Origin of the sequence: Muricauda sp. MAR_2010_75 (assembly GCF_000745185.1) — a bacterium.
Taxonomy (GTDB): domain Bacteria; phylum Bacteroidota; class Bacteroidia; order Flavobacteriales; family Flavobacteriaceae; genus Flagellimonas.
This window is the reverse complement of sequence record NZ_JQNJ01000001.1, coordinates 1,057,315-1,072,651: the sequence shown is the minus strand read 5'-3', so window position 1 is coordinate 1,072,651 and position 15,337 is coordinate 1,057,315. Positions and strand designations below refer to the sequence as shown.

The following is a 15,337-nucleotide window of genomic DNA, read 5'->3' as shown; positions in this document are numbered from 1 at the left end:
TACCGTGTTAGGTTAGTTAGTTTGGTTTAGAAAGGGCTGCTTTTGCAGCCCTTTCTTTTGTGATAATTTTATCAAATTATGGGAGTCTCAAAATGTGTTGGCATCGTATATTAGATACTGACACGATTATGCCCAAAATCTTAATCATTGAAGACGACACTTCCTTTTGTCAAATGCTGCAAAAGTTTTTGACCAGGCATAATTATGAGGTCTCCACAAGCTATTCCATAAAAGAGGCCGAGGAAAAATTGAACGATTCAGTCTTTGATGTCATCCTTTCCGATGTTAGGCTTCCCAAAGGAAATGGTGTCACACTATTATCCCAAATTAAGGCAGAATCTTCCAAAACTCAAGTGATTTTAATGACGGGCTATGCTGAAGTGAAAACGGCTGTCAACGCCATGAAAAAAGGTGCGTTTGATTATATTTCCAAGCCCTTCACCCCAGAGGAAATTTTATCGGTCATTGAAAACGCCCTTGAGACCAAACCAACGTCCAAACCAAAAGAGAAGAAGGAGATTCAAAAAGAGGAGCGACAAACCCATTTTTTGGTCGGGAAGAGTGAGAAATCAAAAAAATTACAACAATACATACAACTGGTGGCCCCCACCAATATGTCGGTTTTATTGACCGGGGAAAGCGGAACAGGTAAAGAAGTCACGGCCAAGGCCATTCATACGGCCAGTAAACGGGAGGGTCAAAAATTTGTTGCCGTGGATTGTGGTGCCATTCCCAAAGAAATTGCCACCAGTGAGTTTTTCGGTCATGTTAAAGGCAGTTTTACTGGGGCTATTGAGGACAAAATTGGGCATTTTGAAGCCGCAAATGGAGGAACCCTTTTTTTGGATGAGGTGGGAAATCTTTCGTATGAACATCAAATTCAACTGCTCCGTGCCATTCAGGAGCGCAAAATAAAGCGGGTAGGGAGCACCAAGGAAATCCATTTAGACCTTCGAATTATAGCAGCCACCAATGAAAATTTACTAAAAGCTTCAGAGAAAGGTGATTTTAGGGAGGATCTCTACCACCGGCTGAACGAGTTTTCAATTGAGGTACCTTCCTTAAAAGAGCGGGCAGAGGATATTATGCTATTTGCCAATTATTTTTTGGACAAATCCAATGTGGAGTTGGAGAAAGAAGTCATGGGATTTTCAGAGGAGGTAAAACAGCTGTTTCAAAAATATACATGGCCGGGGAATCTCCGGGAAATGAAAAACATGATAAAACGTGCGGTTTTGTTTACGGAAGGCGATACGGTTATGGTACAGTCAGTTCCTGATGTGGTGGTCAATGGAACCGGAGAATCATCAGCATCAAATTTTTCAAAATCGGAATATGAAAAAGAACGGATTCTGAATGCACTGAAACAAACCAACTTTAACAAGACCAAGGCGGCCAAACTGCTTGAAATGACCCGTAAGACCCTCTACAATAAAATCAGCCAATACGAGCTGGAAGTATAGCCAGATATTCCATTATGGCATTTTCTAGTTTGGAAATGACTTTTTTCAGTTGGCCTAAATCTGAGAAAACCGATTTACTTTGCGCATCCCCGTTCAATTGTTCCAATCGTTGTAGGATGGGAATGATTTCATGAATTTCCAACTGTCGGAACATCGGGAGCATTTTATGGGATATGGATCGTAGTTCATCCGCATCATTTTGCTCCACCGCCAAAGTTAGGAGCTCCATGTTTTTAAGGGTATTTTCCATAAAAACCTCTAGGACTTCCCTAACCGCGTGGTTGCTTTCCAAAAAAGCGGCAATGCCTTCAGTATTGAATAGGTTCGTATTTGGTTTTGGGATCGTTTCTTGTAAGGGGTTGGCATTAGTGTTGGAAACCATATATCCATAAATTTTGGAAAGTATGTCCAATAAGGATTCGCTGGAAAATGGCTTTTGGAGAACTCCCATAAAACCGGCTTCAATATAGGGGGTCTTGTCCTTGACTTTTTGGCCCGTCATGGCTATCACGGGCTGACCTTTATAATTGGGAACATTATTTTGTTTTAATTTTTCCAAAACCCCAAACCCGTCTATTTCGGGCATTTGAATATCGGTTAAGATGGCATCATACCCTTTTGGGGACATTTCTATAAGCTTGGAATAATGGGAGAAACTCTGAACTTCAATTTGATTGACATGGCAAATTTCTTCCAATAACCCCAACATGTTTTCATCATCGTCCAGAATGAGCAATGATAATCGATTTTGAAAGGACGGTTTTTTAGTGTCTTGTTTTTTGATGGTCTTGGATGAAAATTCAAGAGGGAGCGAAATGGTAAATGTACTCCCTACGTTCTTTTCACTTTCCAATGTCAAATTCCCATGTAAAAGCGCCGTCAATTTTTTGGAAATGGTAAGTCCCAGTCCATAACCGCCATATTTTTTCTCTGTAGTGTTGTTTTCAGCTTGTGTAAATTCTTTGAAAATGAATTCCTGTTTTTTCTTTTCAATTCCAATGCCGGTGTCTTCAACTTTTATTGTCACCCATGGACCTTGCTTGTTTTCCTCCACGGAAGCTAGGATTTTTATGAAGCCTTCATGAGTAAATTTAAAGGCATTGCCAATAATATTGGTAAGGATTTGACGGATTCGAAAGGGGTCACTGATGATGGGTCTTTCCAATTCCTCCGCAATTTCCAGTTGCAGCTCGACTTCTTTTTTTGAGTGGACTTCCTTAAAATGAAGCGCTGTCTCCTCAATTAGATTTGAAAGCACAAATGGGATCCTTTCCAGATGTATTTTGCCTGCTTCCAATTTTGAGAAATCCAATAGGTCGTTCACCAAATTCTCCACATAACCCGAAGCAGATTTGACATTTTTGAGATATTTCTGCTGTTTTTCATTAAGGCCGCTATGTTCCATTAAATCGGAATAACCGCTAATGGTGTTCAGGGGGGTTCGTAAATCATGGCTCACGGTGGTAATCAGCTGCTCCCGGCTTTTAAGAATGGACTCAGAATTTTTCTTTTCCTGTTCCAGTTGGTCCCGATACCGTTGTATTTTCCAAAAATCCTGGGAAATGAGAAACGTAAAAAGAATTACAATCAATAGTCCCAAAATAATAGCACCTCCGGCCAAACGGGTACTTCGCCTTAGAATTTGTTGTTGATTTAGGTTGTCTCGAAATGCCTTTTGTACAATATCCCGCTCAAATGTGGAAATAATACTTCGCATTTTCTGGGAGAGTTCCAAATCGGTTCTGTAAATCTGTAATTCTTTTTGAAACATGGAACGCTCAATAGCCGCATTTTCTACCTTAGCTTTGTTTAAAATGGATTTTGAGACCTGAAGAATGGAATCAATGTTTTTGGCATTGGTGGTGCCATTGTGGTCTGGTATATTTTTGTTGAGAATGGCGACATATTCTCGGATGAACTTTTGTTTTTCTGGAGAGAGCACGTCAAAATTGGGCACAAAGGTCTCGGGGGTAATCCGACCCATATCCACTTCCATTTTGTGAAACGCTTGGAGAATGGAATCGATGGAAGCTGAATTTTCATTCTCCACTTTTAGTTTACGAAGTTCCGCGCTGTTATATACTTTTTGCTGCAGCAATTTCTGAACGCTGTCCAACTTGGCAACTTGAGTGCCTGTTACATTATCAATCAAGGGTTTTAAGGAATCAATAAGGGCATCAATGGAGTCCACTTTTTGTGCATAAGCCTTAAGATCTCCTGGCTTCTTGGTTTGAAGTGCCAACTTGGATAAATTTTCTGCCTCATACAGATTGGTCAATAGAACGTTGGTCTTTACCAGTTTAAGGCTATCGTCTTCCTTGTTTTGCGAAGCAGCGTAATTCTTGAATTCAGAATAGATAAAACCAGCGGCCAAAAGGGCCAATACCCCTAATACCACATAGCTGCTTATAATCTTTAACGTAAACTTGCCTTTGGATTTATGGTCCATTGTCATCAGTTTATAAGATATATACGCTTTGAGGTATGCCACATAGTTGTTATCAAAAGTTAATTTCTAAGGTTTCTTATGAAAAAAGAGCGCCGCTCCTTACATTTGCCCTATCTCAAAGGGGTGCTTTTTTAAAAGGCTGAGATTATACCCAATGAACCTGGGCGGGTAATGCTGCCAAGGGATTGCGCTAAGCAGCGCATCTTGGAATTTCTATGTTTCCTTAGAAACAAAAATCAATTAGCAACAAGAATAATGACCCCTTTTATTCGTAAAATTTTTACGGATGAAACCGCTTTATTCAATTATTCAGTGCAAGACCGCGGCACTAAAATGCGGCACGGTGCGACCGACGCAAAAATGTAAACGTCGTCGCAAAACTTTACTCACAACATTGGCCCTGTCAGGGTTGTCACTTGGAGTTAGCGCTCAAGAACAAGAAACCGATTCTTTAGAAGGAAAAAAAGTGGTACTGGACGAAGTTCTGGTCCAAGCCATTAGGGTTACCAAAGAGTTTCCCATTACCTTTTCCAACTTGGATCAGGAGGAAATCACGCCTAGAAATCTGGGGCAAGATGTTCCCATTTTAATGAACTTTTTACCAGCCGTGGTCACCACCTCCGATGCAGGTGCCGGAGTGGGCTATACCAGTATTCGGGTTCGTGGTAGCGATGCCACCCGGGTCAATGTTACCATCAACGGGGTTCCTTACAATGATGCGGAATCGCAGGGAACTTTTTGGGTGAACATGCCCGATTTTGCCTCCTCCACCCAAAGTTTGCAATTGCAACGGGGTGTGGGAACTTCCACCAACGGAGCTGCCGCTTTTGGTGCGAGCTTAAATCTATTGACCGATGCCTTTTCTGAAGAAGCCTATGCCAGAATTTCATCTTCCGTTGGGAGTTTTAAAACCCTTAGGAACAACATAAAGTTCAGCACGGGAATCCTAAATGACCATTTTGAGATTTCTGGGCGATTGTCCAGAATCACTTCAGATGGATACATCGATAGGGCACGATCCGAATTGGATGCGTATTTCCTTCAGGGGGTGTATAAAGATGAAAATACCTTGGTGAAGGCCTTGCTTTTTGGCGGACATGAAATCACCTATCAAGCTTGGAACGGAGTAACGCCGGAAGAGTTGGAAGAAGAAGGCCGTACATACAATTCGGCGGGGATTTACTTTGATGAGAATGGAAACAGACAGTTCCATGATAATGAGGTCGACAATTACAAGCAAGATCATTTTCAATTGCATTGGAATGAAACCTTAAGTCCAGAATGGAGCACCAACTTAGCCTTGCATTATACACGAGGGCGAGGATTTTTTGAGCAGTACAAGGAAGATGAGGATTTTTCGGATTATGGCTTGGAGCCCATCGATATAGGAGGGGAAACCGTAAACACTACCGACTTGATCCGCAGAAGGTGGCTGGATAATGATTTCTACGGTACTGTTTTTTCGGCCACGTACAATAACGACAACCTAAAACTGATTCTTGGCGGAGGTTACAATGAATATAAAGGAGACCATTTTGGCGAAATTATTTGGGCCCGCTATGCCAGTGATAGTGAAATTGGAGATCGCTATTACGATGACAACTCCACAAAGACAGACCTTAATGTGTATGCCAAGGCCAACTATCAATTGAACAACAAATGGTCTGTTTTCGGTGATGTGCAATATCGTGGTGTAGGATATGAAGCCAATGGTGATGACACCGGATTGGTGGACGACAGCTTCAATTTTTTTAACCCAAAAGCAGGGGTTACGTTCGATTTGAACCAGAACAACAATTTCTACCTGTCCTATGCCAGGGCCAATAGGGAACCTAATCGTAACGACTATGAAAACGGCAACCCGAAACCCGAAAAATTAAATGATTTTGAGTTGGGCTGGCGTTACATTTCCCCAGATTTTCAGTTGAACACCAACGTGTACTACATGCGTTACAAGGACCAATTGGTGCTAACGGGAGAGCTCAACGATGTTGGTGCACCTTTACGTGCCAATGTAGGTGATAGTTACCGTTTGGGATTGGAAGTGGATGCCAATCTACGATTGGGGAACAAGTTTAGGCTTCGTCCCAACATTGCCCTGAGCGATAACCGGAACATCGATTTCTTTTTTCAGCGGGATGGTGAGCTTCAGGATTTGGGGAACACCCATATCGCCTATTCACCCCAAGTGGTTGCGGGCAACGTGCTTGCGTTTCAACCCAATGAAAACCTACAAGTGTCCCTATTGTCAAAATTTGTGGGAAAACAGTACATGGGCAACATCGATTCAGAAAATTCAACCTTGGACCGCTACACCCAAACAGACTTTAATGTACAATACGTGATTGAAACCGGCTCGTTTGTAAAAAGTATTGTCCTATCCGGTTTGGTGAACAATATTTTTGATGCCGATATTATTTCCAACGGCTATTTTTACACCTACGATGATGATTTTTCCAGTCCTGGAACCATCACCACCATTGAAGGTGCAGGCTATTACCCACAGGCGGGAATCAATTTCTTGATTGGTGCCACGGTTAATTTTTAAAGCTTGTGAAAAAGAAAAACTGTCAGCTCATTTAAAATTCTGAATGAATTTTGTGTTGAGAACTGTGTTGACCAGACTATTTTTAATGGGATTCTGTACATTTATAGGCTATGACAGAATCCCATTTTGTTTTTACTGAAGATAAACCCTTACGATGGGGTGTGATCGGCTGCGGAAGTGTGGCCGAAAAAAAAAGCGTACCCGCCTACCAAAAAACGCCAGGTTTTTTGGTGCATTCCGTCATGCGACGCGATGCCCAAAAGGTAGAAGACTATGCCAAAAGGCACCGTGTTGCACATTGGACCACAGATGCCAAAGCGGTCATTGATAACCCTGATGTTGATGCCATTTATATTGCCACGCCACCCGATACCCATAAATTGTATGCACTTCAGACGGCGGCGGCTGGAAAACCTTGTTGTATAGAAAAACCCATGGCGCCCAATTATCAGGATAGTTTGGCAATTTATGAGGCCTTTACATCCAAAGGCATTCCACTTTTTGTTGCCTATTACCGAAGGTCATTGCCCCGTTTTCTTCAAATTAAACAATGGCTGGACGAAAAACAGATAGGTGAAGTACGGCATATCCATTGGCAAAAAACCCAACCGCCCAACGAATTGGATTTGAGCGGGAAATACAATTGGCGAACGGATAAAACCGTGGCGCCTGGAGGCTATTTTGATGATTTGGCCAGTCACGGTCTCGACTTGTTCACCTTCTTATTAGGTGAGATCCAAAAAGTCCACGGCGTTGCCACCAACCAACAAGGCTTGTATTCCGCCTATGATGCAGTTTCTGGTTCTTGGATACACACTAACGACATTACCGGTGAAGGTGTTTGGAATTTTGGCACCCAAGATCGTGTAGATAAGGTTGAAATTTTAGGTTCTCAAGGAACCATAACCTTTGCCGTACTCGATGAGGCCCCGATTGAATTAAAAAATGCGGCTGGACATCAGGTTTTGGAGATACCACATCCAGAACACGTGCAACAATATCACGTGGAAAATATCAAAAACCACTTTCTGGGCAATGGTGAGCATCCTTCTTTGGGAAAATCAGCATTGCACACCAGTTGGATTATGGACCGAATTTTGGGAGTGATTTAAACCCTACCAAAGTTGGTGCACCTGCTTTTTGATGTATTTCTCGTAAATAGCTTTGACTCCTTTAGCCTGCTCTTCGGTTAGTGAAGGAATGGTTGTAGCTTCCAAATTGGAATGCAAATGTTCCGCTTTTGAGGCACCAGGAATAATGCAACTCACCTCGGGAAAATCCAAAATCCATCGTAAGGCAATTGGCGCCAAATTTTTATGATTTGGGAAAAGCCTTTTAAGCTCTTCCACAGCGTCCAAACCTAATTCAAATGGAATTCCGGAAAAGGTTTCACCTTTGTCAAAAGCGGCACCTTCACGGTTAAAAAAGCGGTGGTCGTCTTTTTCAAAAGTAGAGTCCGATGAAAATTTTCCGGTAAGCAAGCCACTCGCCAAAGGCACTCGGACAATGATGCCTACATCCTTTTTCTTGGCCTGTTCAAAAAACAACTCCGAAGGGCGTTGCCGAAACATATTGAAGATGATCTGTACGGTGGTCACATTCGGGTATTCCATTCCTTTTAGGGCTTCTTCGACCTTTTCAACGCTCACCCCCAAGTTTTTTATTTTTCCTTCGTCCTTCAAGCGGTCAAAAAGCTCAAAGATTTCAGGTCTGTAGTAGACTTCAGTGGGTGGGCAGTGCAATTGGATAAGGTCCAAACACTCCAAGCCTGAATTTTTAAGGCTATTCTCCACATAATTCCGCAAAGCTTTTACCGTATAGCCCTCATTAACATGGGGATTGATTTGCCGTCCACACTTGGTGGCCACATAAATTTCTTCGGACCTGGATTTCACCACTCTGCCTACGGCGGCCTCGCTGGCGCCGGCCTCATATACGTCGGCGGTGTCTATAAAATTAATGCCTGCATCAATGGCTTCGTTGATAATGCGTTCTGCAAGGGAATCATCAAAACCCGAACCCCATTTGCCTCCCACTTGCCATGTTCCCAAAGAGATTTCAGAGACGCTGAGTCCGGTTTTTCCAAGTTTTCTGTATTGCATGCTATTATTTTAGTTGGATATGGTTACTGTATTTCCGCTTTGTGTGGCCCGGTAAAAAAGAAGGTCGTAGTATCTTTTGCCATCATCGGGTCGGTCCAGTTGTTGGCCTGTAAAAAGGTTGTAGGTGTAGCCTTCGCAGTCGCAAACCACATTTTGCCCATCAATGGTCATGGTAGAGCAATTGTTGGGGGTGTGATTGGGACAACTGGCTTCCCATGCAACAAACTGGGAGCCGCTCAATCCTGCCCTCATAACAAAGGCTCCTCGTGTACCTACACCATTATTTCCGACATAAACTGGATTTCCAATGTTGTTCAACCCATTATAGAGTGGAAGGTTTAAGTTTAAATCAAACCTAAAACCCACTTCTTGGAGATAGGGATTTCTGTTGGTACTGTCTGAACTACAGGAAATTATAAGAACAAGTAGGACACTGGTCCAAAAGTGTTTCATAGTTTGGATTTCAATTCATCGCTCTACAAAGTTGAACAAAAATTACCTATATTTGCGTTAAATCCTCGCTAAAAACCATGCAGGTCATGGCAATCGTAGAGGATTTTTTGTATTTGTAGAGAACAAGATCATTGGGGAAATTTTTTGATTTTCTTCGATGTTCTTTTGCATAAAAATATGACGATATGAGCAAAGTATCTTATTATACTTCGGAGGGATTAAAAAAATTGAGGGAGGAGCTGAACCACCTTAAGGATGTGGAACGTCCCAAAGCCTCCCAGGCCATAGCAGAGGCACGGGACAAAGGCGATTTATCCGAGAATGCGGAATATGATGCGGCCAAGGAGGCCCAAGGTCTTTTGGAAATGAAGATTTCCAAGATGGAAGAAACCTTGTCCAATGCCAGATTGATTGATGAATCCCAATTGGACAATTCAAAAATATTGGTGCTGTCCACAGTGAAGCTAAAGAACCAAGCGAACGGTATGGAAATGAAATATACCTTGGTAGCAGAAAGTGAGGCTGACCTTAAAACGGGTAAAATTTCTGTAACCTCTCCCATTGGAAAAGGCTTATTGGGAAAATCCGTGGGGGATGTAGCTGAAATCAAAGTCCCCAACGGAACGTTAAAGTTGGAGATTTTAGAGATCACACGTAATTAAAAGCTTGTAGAATTCCTATATTTAATCCTGTCACCTGACAGGATTTTTTATTTTAAACCAAACCAAACCGACATGCCCAGTATTTTCACCAAGATTATCAACGGAGATATCCCGTGCTACAAAATAGCTGAGGACGACCATAATTTTGCTTTTTTGGATATTAACCCAAATGCCAAGGGCCATACGCTTTGTGTTCCCAGAAAAGAAGTGGACAAGATCTTGGATTTGGATGAGGACTCCTACATGAAACTAATGGCTTTTTCCAGAAAAGTGGGCAGGGCCATTGAGGCGGCAATTGATTGCAAACGTGTGGGAATGTCTGTGATTGGGTTGGAAGTACCCCATGTGCATGTACACCTTATTCCACTCCACAGTATGAAAAATGCAACCTTTCAGCACAAAGAAAACTTGGATGCCAGGGAATTTGAAGCAATAGCGAGTAAAATTAAAGAGCAACTTAAATAAGGCCTTCCAAATAAAAATAAACAGCCGCTCCAACAAGGCACAAAATCAATATGAGAAGGATAAAGAACAGGGTGGTAAACCGCACAGAAGGTCGGTCTGGCCGTACCAGTTTGTTATAATAGTCGAAGACGCGCTCAATGTCTGGGGTCCAGTTTACCGGATAAATAATGGAATGGCATTTTTTGCACTTTATCTCATGCGTCACCTCACCGGTGGTCCTGTGATAAAATGGATTTAAAGTGTGTTTTTGGTAAAAGGTAAGCTTCAATTCTTGGTTATAACATTCGGGGCAGTTATTGGTAATGTCAGCGTCCTTTATTACAATTCTTTTTTCCTTAGACATGGTTCACTGTTCATTTTACTCTTAGCGAAATTTGCATGATTGTTCCTTCTTTGCTGGACGAAAGTACTTTAATTTTTCCTTTATGGTACTCTTCCACAATTCTTTTTACCAACGAAAGACCCAATCCCCAGCCTCTTTTTTTGGAGGTTACCCCCGGGCTGAAAATGTTCTGAAAATCACTTTTTGGGATACCGTGCCCCGTATCCGAAACTAAGATATTAACATTTTGGCCTTTTTTATCAATTTGAATGGCAATATTTCCCTTCCCTTTCATGGCATCAATGCCATTTTTCACCAAATTTTCTATGCTCCAATTATACAAGGGTGGATTTAAAAGCACGTATAGTTCTTCAACATTGGAGCTAAAGGAAAAGTGTATCAACTTGGAGCTACGCTTCTTTAAATACTCATAAGCTTTTTTAGTCTCTTCCACAATATCATGCACCTCCAAATCGGGCGTGGAACCTATTTTGGAGAACCGTTCGGTTATGGTCTGCAGGCGATCAATATCCTTGGCAATCTCAACGGTGATATCAGGATTAATGTCCTCTGATTTCAACAACTCATTCCAGCCCAAAAGTGAAGTCAAGGGAGTACCAATTTGATGTGCCGTCTCTTTGGCCATACCTGCCCAAAGTTTGTTTTGTTCCGAAGCTTTGTTGGTCCTGAAGAAAAAGAAAATGACCGCTCCAAACAAAAAAATGATCAACAAGAGGGCTAGGGGATAATACTTTAATTTGTTCAATACTTCTGAATTTCCGTAGTAGAGCGTCTCCAAAAGTTCACCGTCTTGAATGATTTCAATGGGCTCATTTTCACTACGGAACTGTTTTATTTTTTTTTGGATATAGCTGCTATCGGCAATCTTGTCTTCAGGAATGTTATGGGTTTTGTAAGACCCCTCTTCATTTACCAAGATCATAGGGGTGGAGGTATTGTTGCCCATCACCTTCAGCGTCAGGTTTCCCAGTTCTTGATCCACGGAAGATTGAATGAGCTCCGATTGAGCCGTGGCCCAAATCTCCATTTTTAATCGTTCTTCCTCCTTGAACTTCTTAAAAAAGCTATTGGTGTTCCACAAAATCAAGCTAACAATAATAAAAGCCGAAATCAGCAAGGTAATATTGGAAGCTTTCCGTCTAGGGCTAAAGTTCATTTTTCTGGTAGAATTGTGATTAAAGATAGCGGAAAATGAAAAATATGTTGATACTTCGTGATAAACTTGGGTTTCCATTGGGCATCATTTTATGTACATTTGAAATTCATTGAAAATTAGCATACATGGAAGTTCAGGGAAGAATAAAAATGATAGATGAAACCAAAACGTATGGGAACAATGGTTTCCGCAAGCGAGAAGTGGTCGTTACCACGGAAGAACAATATCCACAGCATATTTTGGTGGAGTTTGTACAGGATAAATGCGATTTGCTGAACAACTACAGTGTGGGACAAATGGTGAAAATCAGCATCAACTTGAGAGGAAGGGAGTGGGTGAATCCGCAAGGAGAGACCAAATATTTCAATTCCATTCAAGGGTGGCGCATTGAAAGCCTCCAGCCTGAAGCCGGCTCTGACGATATGCCTCCGGTTCCACCAATGGAAGCCTTTGAACCTGCTGATGACCTCAATGAGGAAGATCACGACGACCTTCCATTCTAATCCATAGCATTGGACCTTACCAAGGTCATAGAACGTATTTTTAGGAGGTATTTACCCTCCCCATTTACCATTGCGGTATTGCTCACCGTTCTTACCATAATTTTGGCCTTGATTTTTACGGAAAATACTTCCGATGAAAATCATTTTGTTGCTATTCTTTCCCATTGGGAGGATGGTATTTGGAACAACGGACTTTTGGTATTTGCCTACCAAATGATGCTCATTTTGGTGTTGGGCCATGTGTTGGTACTGAGCAAACCCATGGAACGGTTGATTTTGAAAATCACCGGTTTGGTAAAAAACACCTCCAGTGCCACAGTATTGGTGGTAGTGCCCACACTGTTGGTTTCCTTCTTCAATTGGGGGCTTGGACTCATTTTTGGTGCGATTTTGGCCCGAAAAGTTGGCGAATATGCCCAAACCAACAACATTTCAATCAATTATCCACTAATCGGTGCCTGTGGCTACTCCGGGTTAATGGTCTGGCATGGCGGAATCAGTGGTTCTGCTCCCATAAAAGTTGCTGAGTCGGGGCATTTAAAAGGGTTGCTGGAAACTAATGCCAGTAATGAGGTGTTGGCTCGATTACCTGACAGCATTTCCACAGCACTTACCGTTTTCAGCTATTGGAATCTGATCCTTTTTGTATTGGTGGCCCTTTCCATTACCGTTTTGGCGTATTACCTGAGCAAAAGGACCAACACCACAGCCACTGATTTAAAAGGGTATCAGTTCAAAACTAGTGAACGGAAACAACTCGAGGGGGCAGAGCGATTGGATTATTCCACATGGGTCTCAACCGCATTTGGAATTTTAATTTTGCTTGCCTTTTTGATTCAGTACTTGCCAGCACTCAGAACTTTGAACATCACTCCGAATATGCTCAATTTTTTTATGTTGGGCTTGGCTATTATCCTGCATGGTAGTTTTAAAAGTTTTTTGACCGCAGTGGAGCAGGCCATTGGTGATACGGCTGGAATTTTGATTCAGTTTCCACTGTATTTTGGCATCATGGGCATCATGTCAGGTAGCGGAATGATTCAGAGCATTTCAGATTTTTTTGTGTCCATCAGTACAGCAACCACATTGCCGATCTTCACTTTTATGAGTGCTGGTCTTGTTAATATTTTTGTGCCCAGTGGGGGTGGCCAATGGGCCGTTCAAGGACCATTGGTTTTGCAATCTGCCCTACAGCTTGGGGTTCCACTGCCCAAAGCTGTCATGGCCCTGGCCTACGGAGATCAAGTAACGAATATGTTACAGCCCTTTTGGGCCTTACCTTTGTTGGGAATTACAAAGTTACAGGCGAGGGAGATTCTTCCTTACACCCTGATGTTTATGGTTGTGGGCAGTATCATATATATAGTTGGTCTGCTTATTTTTTAGCCCCAAAGCGTTTCGTATTTTAGTAAAAATTGCATTTTGGAAAATAACAGGAATAACTTCCCGCTACACTTTTTAGGGGATCGATTGGAGTTTCCTCCCGTTGAAACGGCTAATGGAGATGGATTGTTGGCCGTTGGGGGTGATTTGTCGCCTGAAAGACTGTTGTTGGCCTATAAAAGTGGCATTTTTCCTTGGTTTAATGATGACACCTTGATTTTGTGGTGGAGCCCAGACCCGCGAATGGTGCTTTTCCCGAAAAAGGTAAAAGTATCCAAAAGTATGCGTAAGGTCTTACGTGATAGTAAGTTCAAGCTGACCCAAAATACTTGTTTTGATGAAGTTATGGAACAGTGTGCTTTGGTGGCACGTAAAGGACAAGACGGTACGTGGATCACTTCAAAAATGAAAGCGGCCTATGCCGAACTTCACAAAAAAGGTTTTGCCCGTTCCTATGAAGTATGGGAAGATGAAAAATTAGTCGGAGGGTTGTATGGTGTGGATTTGGGGCATGTGTTTTGTGGTGAAAGTATGTTCAGTTTGCAGCCCAATGCTTCCAAATTTGCTTTTATAAAAATGGCGAAAGAATTGGACACAAAAGGATATCGACTTATTGATTGTCAGGTCCATACCGAGCATTTGGAAAGCTTGGGCGCGGAATTGATTCCCCGGAAAAAATTTATGGAATTGTTGTAGGTTTGAGGTCACAATAATTTGTGGACATCTACCAAATTTCCTTTGGCGTTAAACAACGCCCCATACGATTGTCGCTTCCCCTCTTTTTTTGCTGAAAAAATGATTTTATAGTTGATATGGGGCAACATCAAGTTTTGGAAAGCTTCATGTACCGTTCTTTCTGGGTCTCCTCCTGAGGGGTGCAGTTGCTGTATTTTTTTGATGCGCAACTTGGGATAATTTGAACTGAAATAGGCGGTAATGGCGTCCCAACTATCCTCAGGAACATCAAATTCCTTGATATCAAACGCTACGTCTTTCAAACTCCCATTTCCATCAAAATTTACATTATAATGCAGTCGACCTTTTTTGAACTTGGCATTAAAACCTTTCTTGCTATTGTCCTCCCTTTGGTAAAAGCGCACCCGCTTCGCATCTTCCAAATGATCTTCAATCAGGGCAAGTGCTTCTTCAGGAAACGCCACCTTTTTAATTTTATACTCTTTCCCATACTTGTTTTGGCCTAAAACCACTTGGAAAACAGACAAGAGGGAAATAAACAAAAGACTAGACCTCATCATACCTAAAACAATGAATTTCGTGATCATTTACCATGCCTGTGGCCTGCATGTGGGCATAGATGACCGTGCTGCCCACAAATTTGAACCCTCGTTTTTTTAGATCTTTGCTAATGGCATCCGATATTTCACTGGTGGCCGGAGCGTGCTTGTAGTTTTCCCAAGCATTTTTAACAGGGCTACCATCTACAAAATCCCAGATGTACTTGCTGAAACTTCCAAATTCCTCTTGGATTTCCATAAAAGCCTTGGCATTGGACACTGTGGCGTTTACTTTTAATTTGTTCCGAATGATACCTGGGTTTTGTAGCAGCTCTTCAATTTTATCCTGATTGTATTCTGCAATCTTCTTGTAATCGAAACGGTCAAACGCCTCCCTGAAGTTTTCCCGTTTTCGGAGAATAGTGATCCAACTGAGTCCCGCTTGAAACGTCTCCAGTATCAAAAACTCAAAAAGTGTATCATCATCCTTTACGGGAACACCCCATTCCAAATCGTGATAAGCTTCATAAAGCGGGTCGCCCACACACCAACCGCATCGATGTTTATCCATGGTA

Annotated in this window: 15 protein-coding genes and 1 riboswitch; of the genes, 8 read left to right on the top strand and 7 right to left on the bottom strand. The window is 42.1% G+C overall.

The annotated features are described in order from the left end of the window. The first annotated feature begins 128 nt into the window (after nucleotides 1-128). Nucleotides 129-1,463, top strand: a complete 1,335-nt coding sequence (locus tag FG28_RS04745) for a sigma-54 dependent transcriptional regulator (protein ID WP_036380362.1) — start codon at nucleotides 129-131, stop codon at nucleotides 1,461-1,463. On the opposite strand, the gene FG28_RS04740 is transcribed toward FG28_RS04745, so the two are convergent. Then, complete coding sequence (locus FG28_RS04740) at nucleotides 1,438-3,912, bottom strand: hybrid sensor histidine kinase/response regulator (RefSeq protein ID WP_051947183.1); 2,475 nt, start codon at nucleotides 3,910-3,912, stop codon at nucleotides 1,438-1,440. The genes FG28_RS04745 and FG28_RS04740 overlap by 26 nt on opposite strands. A gap of 109 nt (nucleotides 3,913-4,021) precedes the next feature. Next, a riboswitch (TPP riboswitch) is annotated at nucleotides 4,022-4,114 on the top strand. 84 nt (nucleotides 4,115-4,198) lie between these two features. Here FG28_RS04740 and FG28_RS04735 point away from each other — a divergent pair. Then, entirely contained in the window at nucleotides 4,199-6,460 is a 2,262-nt protein-coding gene (locus FG28_RS04735; RefSeq protein ID WP_081894219.1) for a TonB-dependent receptor, read from the top strand. A 110-nt stretch (nucleotides 6,461-6,570) separates the two neighbouring features. Further along, nucleotides 6,571-7,572 carry a Gfo/Idh/MocA family protein gene (locus FG28_RS04730; protein WP_036380361.1) on the top strand — a complete coding sequence of 334 codons (1,002 nt, stop codon included), beginning with the start codon at nucleotides 6,571-6,573 and terminating at the stop codon, nucleotides 7,570-7,572. A gap of 3 nt (nucleotides 7,573-7,575) precedes the next feature. Here the strand turns inward: FG28_RS04730 and FG28_RS04725 are convergent, their stop codons facing one another. Together FG28_RS04725 and FG28_RS04720 are read right to left on the bottom strand one after the other, a co-directional pair. Next, nucleotides 7,576-8,562 carry an aldo/keto reductase gene (locus tag FG28_RS04725; RefSeq protein WP_036380360.1) on the bottom strand — a complete coding sequence of 329 codons (987 nt, stop codon included), beginning with the start codon at nucleotides 8,560-8,562 and terminating at the stop codon, nucleotides 7,576-7,578. Nucleotides 8,563-8,571: 9 nt separating this feature from the next. Next, nucleotides 8,572-9,015 carry a hypothetical protein gene (locus FG28_RS04720; RefSeq protein WP_036380359.1) on the bottom strand — a complete coding sequence of 148 codons (444 nt, stop codon included), beginning with the start codon at nucleotides 9,013-9,015 and terminating at the stop codon, nucleotides 8,572-8,574. Nucleotides 9,016-9,200: 185 nt separating this feature from the next. On the opposite strand from FG28_RS04720, the gene greA reads away from it, so the two are divergent. Further along, nucleotides 9,201-9,677: a transcription elongation factor GreA gene (greA, locus tag FG28_RS04715; protein ID WP_036380358.1), complete on the top strand. Its 477-nt coding sequence runs from the start codon at nucleotides 9,201-9,203 to the stop codon at nucleotides 9,675-9,677. A 72-nt stretch (nucleotides 9,678-9,749) separates the two neighbouring features. Beyond that, nucleotides 9,750-10,142 (top strand): HIT family protein, encoded by a 393-nt coding sequence (locus FG28_RS04710; protein ID WP_036380357.1) that lies wholly within the window; start codon nucleotides 9,750-9,752, stop codon nucleotides 10,140-10,142. On the opposite strand, the gene FG28_RS04705 is transcribed toward FG28_RS04710, so the two are convergent. Both FG28_RS04705 and FG28_RS04700 read right to left on the bottom strand, forming a co-directional pair. Then, nucleotides 10,135-10,485 (bottom strand): hypothetical protein, encoded by a 351-nt coding sequence (locus FG28_RS04705; protein ID WP_036380356.1) that lies wholly within the window; start codon nucleotides 10,483-10,485, stop codon nucleotides 10,135-10,137. The genes FG28_RS04710 and FG28_RS04705 overlap by 8 nt on opposite strands. Before the next feature lie 10 nt (nucleotides 10,486-10,495). After that, nucleotides 10,496-11,641 carry a PAS domain-containing sensor histidine kinase gene (locus tag FG28_RS04700; RefSeq protein ID WP_036386162.1) on the bottom strand — a complete coding sequence of 382 codons (1,146 nt, stop codon included), beginning with the start codon at nucleotides 11,639-11,641 and terminating at the stop codon, nucleotides 10,496-10,498. A gap of 125 nt (nucleotides 11,642-11,766) precedes the next feature. Between FG28_RS04700 and FG28_RS04695 the strand changes: the two genes are divergently transcribed. The 3 genes from FG28_RS04695 to aat are packed head-to-tail and all read left to right on the top strand — an operon-like array spanning nucleotide 11,767 to nucleotide 14,223. Then, nucleotides 11,767-12,144, top strand: coding sequence for a DUF3127 domain-containing protein (locus FG28_RS04695; RefSeq protein WP_036380355.1), 378 nt, complete (start codon nucleotides 11,767-11,769; stop codon nucleotides 12,142-12,144). 9 nt (nucleotides 12,145-12,153) lie between these two features. After that, nucleotides 12,154-13,530: a short-chain fatty acid transporter gene (locus FG28_RS04690; protein WP_051947182.1), complete on the top strand. Its 1,377-nt coding sequence runs from the start codon at nucleotides 12,154-12,156 to the stop codon at nucleotides 13,528-13,530. A 36-nt stretch (nucleotides 13,531-13,566) separates the two neighbouring features. Beyond that, on the top strand, nucleotides 13,567-14,223 hold the full coding sequence (aat, locus tag FG28_RS04685; RefSeq protein ID WP_036380354.1) for a leucyl/phenylalanyl-tRNA--protein transferase: 657 nt from the start codon (nucleotides 13,567-13,569) through the stop codon (nucleotides 14,221-14,223). A gap of 8 nt (nucleotides 14,224-14,231) precedes the next feature. On the opposite strand, the gene FG28_RS04680 is transcribed toward aat, so the two are convergent. After that, nucleotides 14,232-14,687, bottom strand: a complete 456-nt coding sequence (locus FG28_RS04680) for a hypothetical protein (protein ID WP_156102203.1) — start codon at nucleotides 14,685-14,687, stop codon at nucleotides 14,232-14,234. Nucleotides 14,688-14,769: 82 nt separating this feature from the next. Beyond that, a complete protein-coding gene (locus tag FG28_RS04675) occupies nucleotides 14,770-15,333 on the bottom strand; it encodes a DNA-3-methyladenine glycosylase I (RefSeq protein ID WP_036380353.1) in 564 nt (187 codons plus the stop codon). Nucleotides 15,334-15,337: the final 4 nt, after the last annotated feature.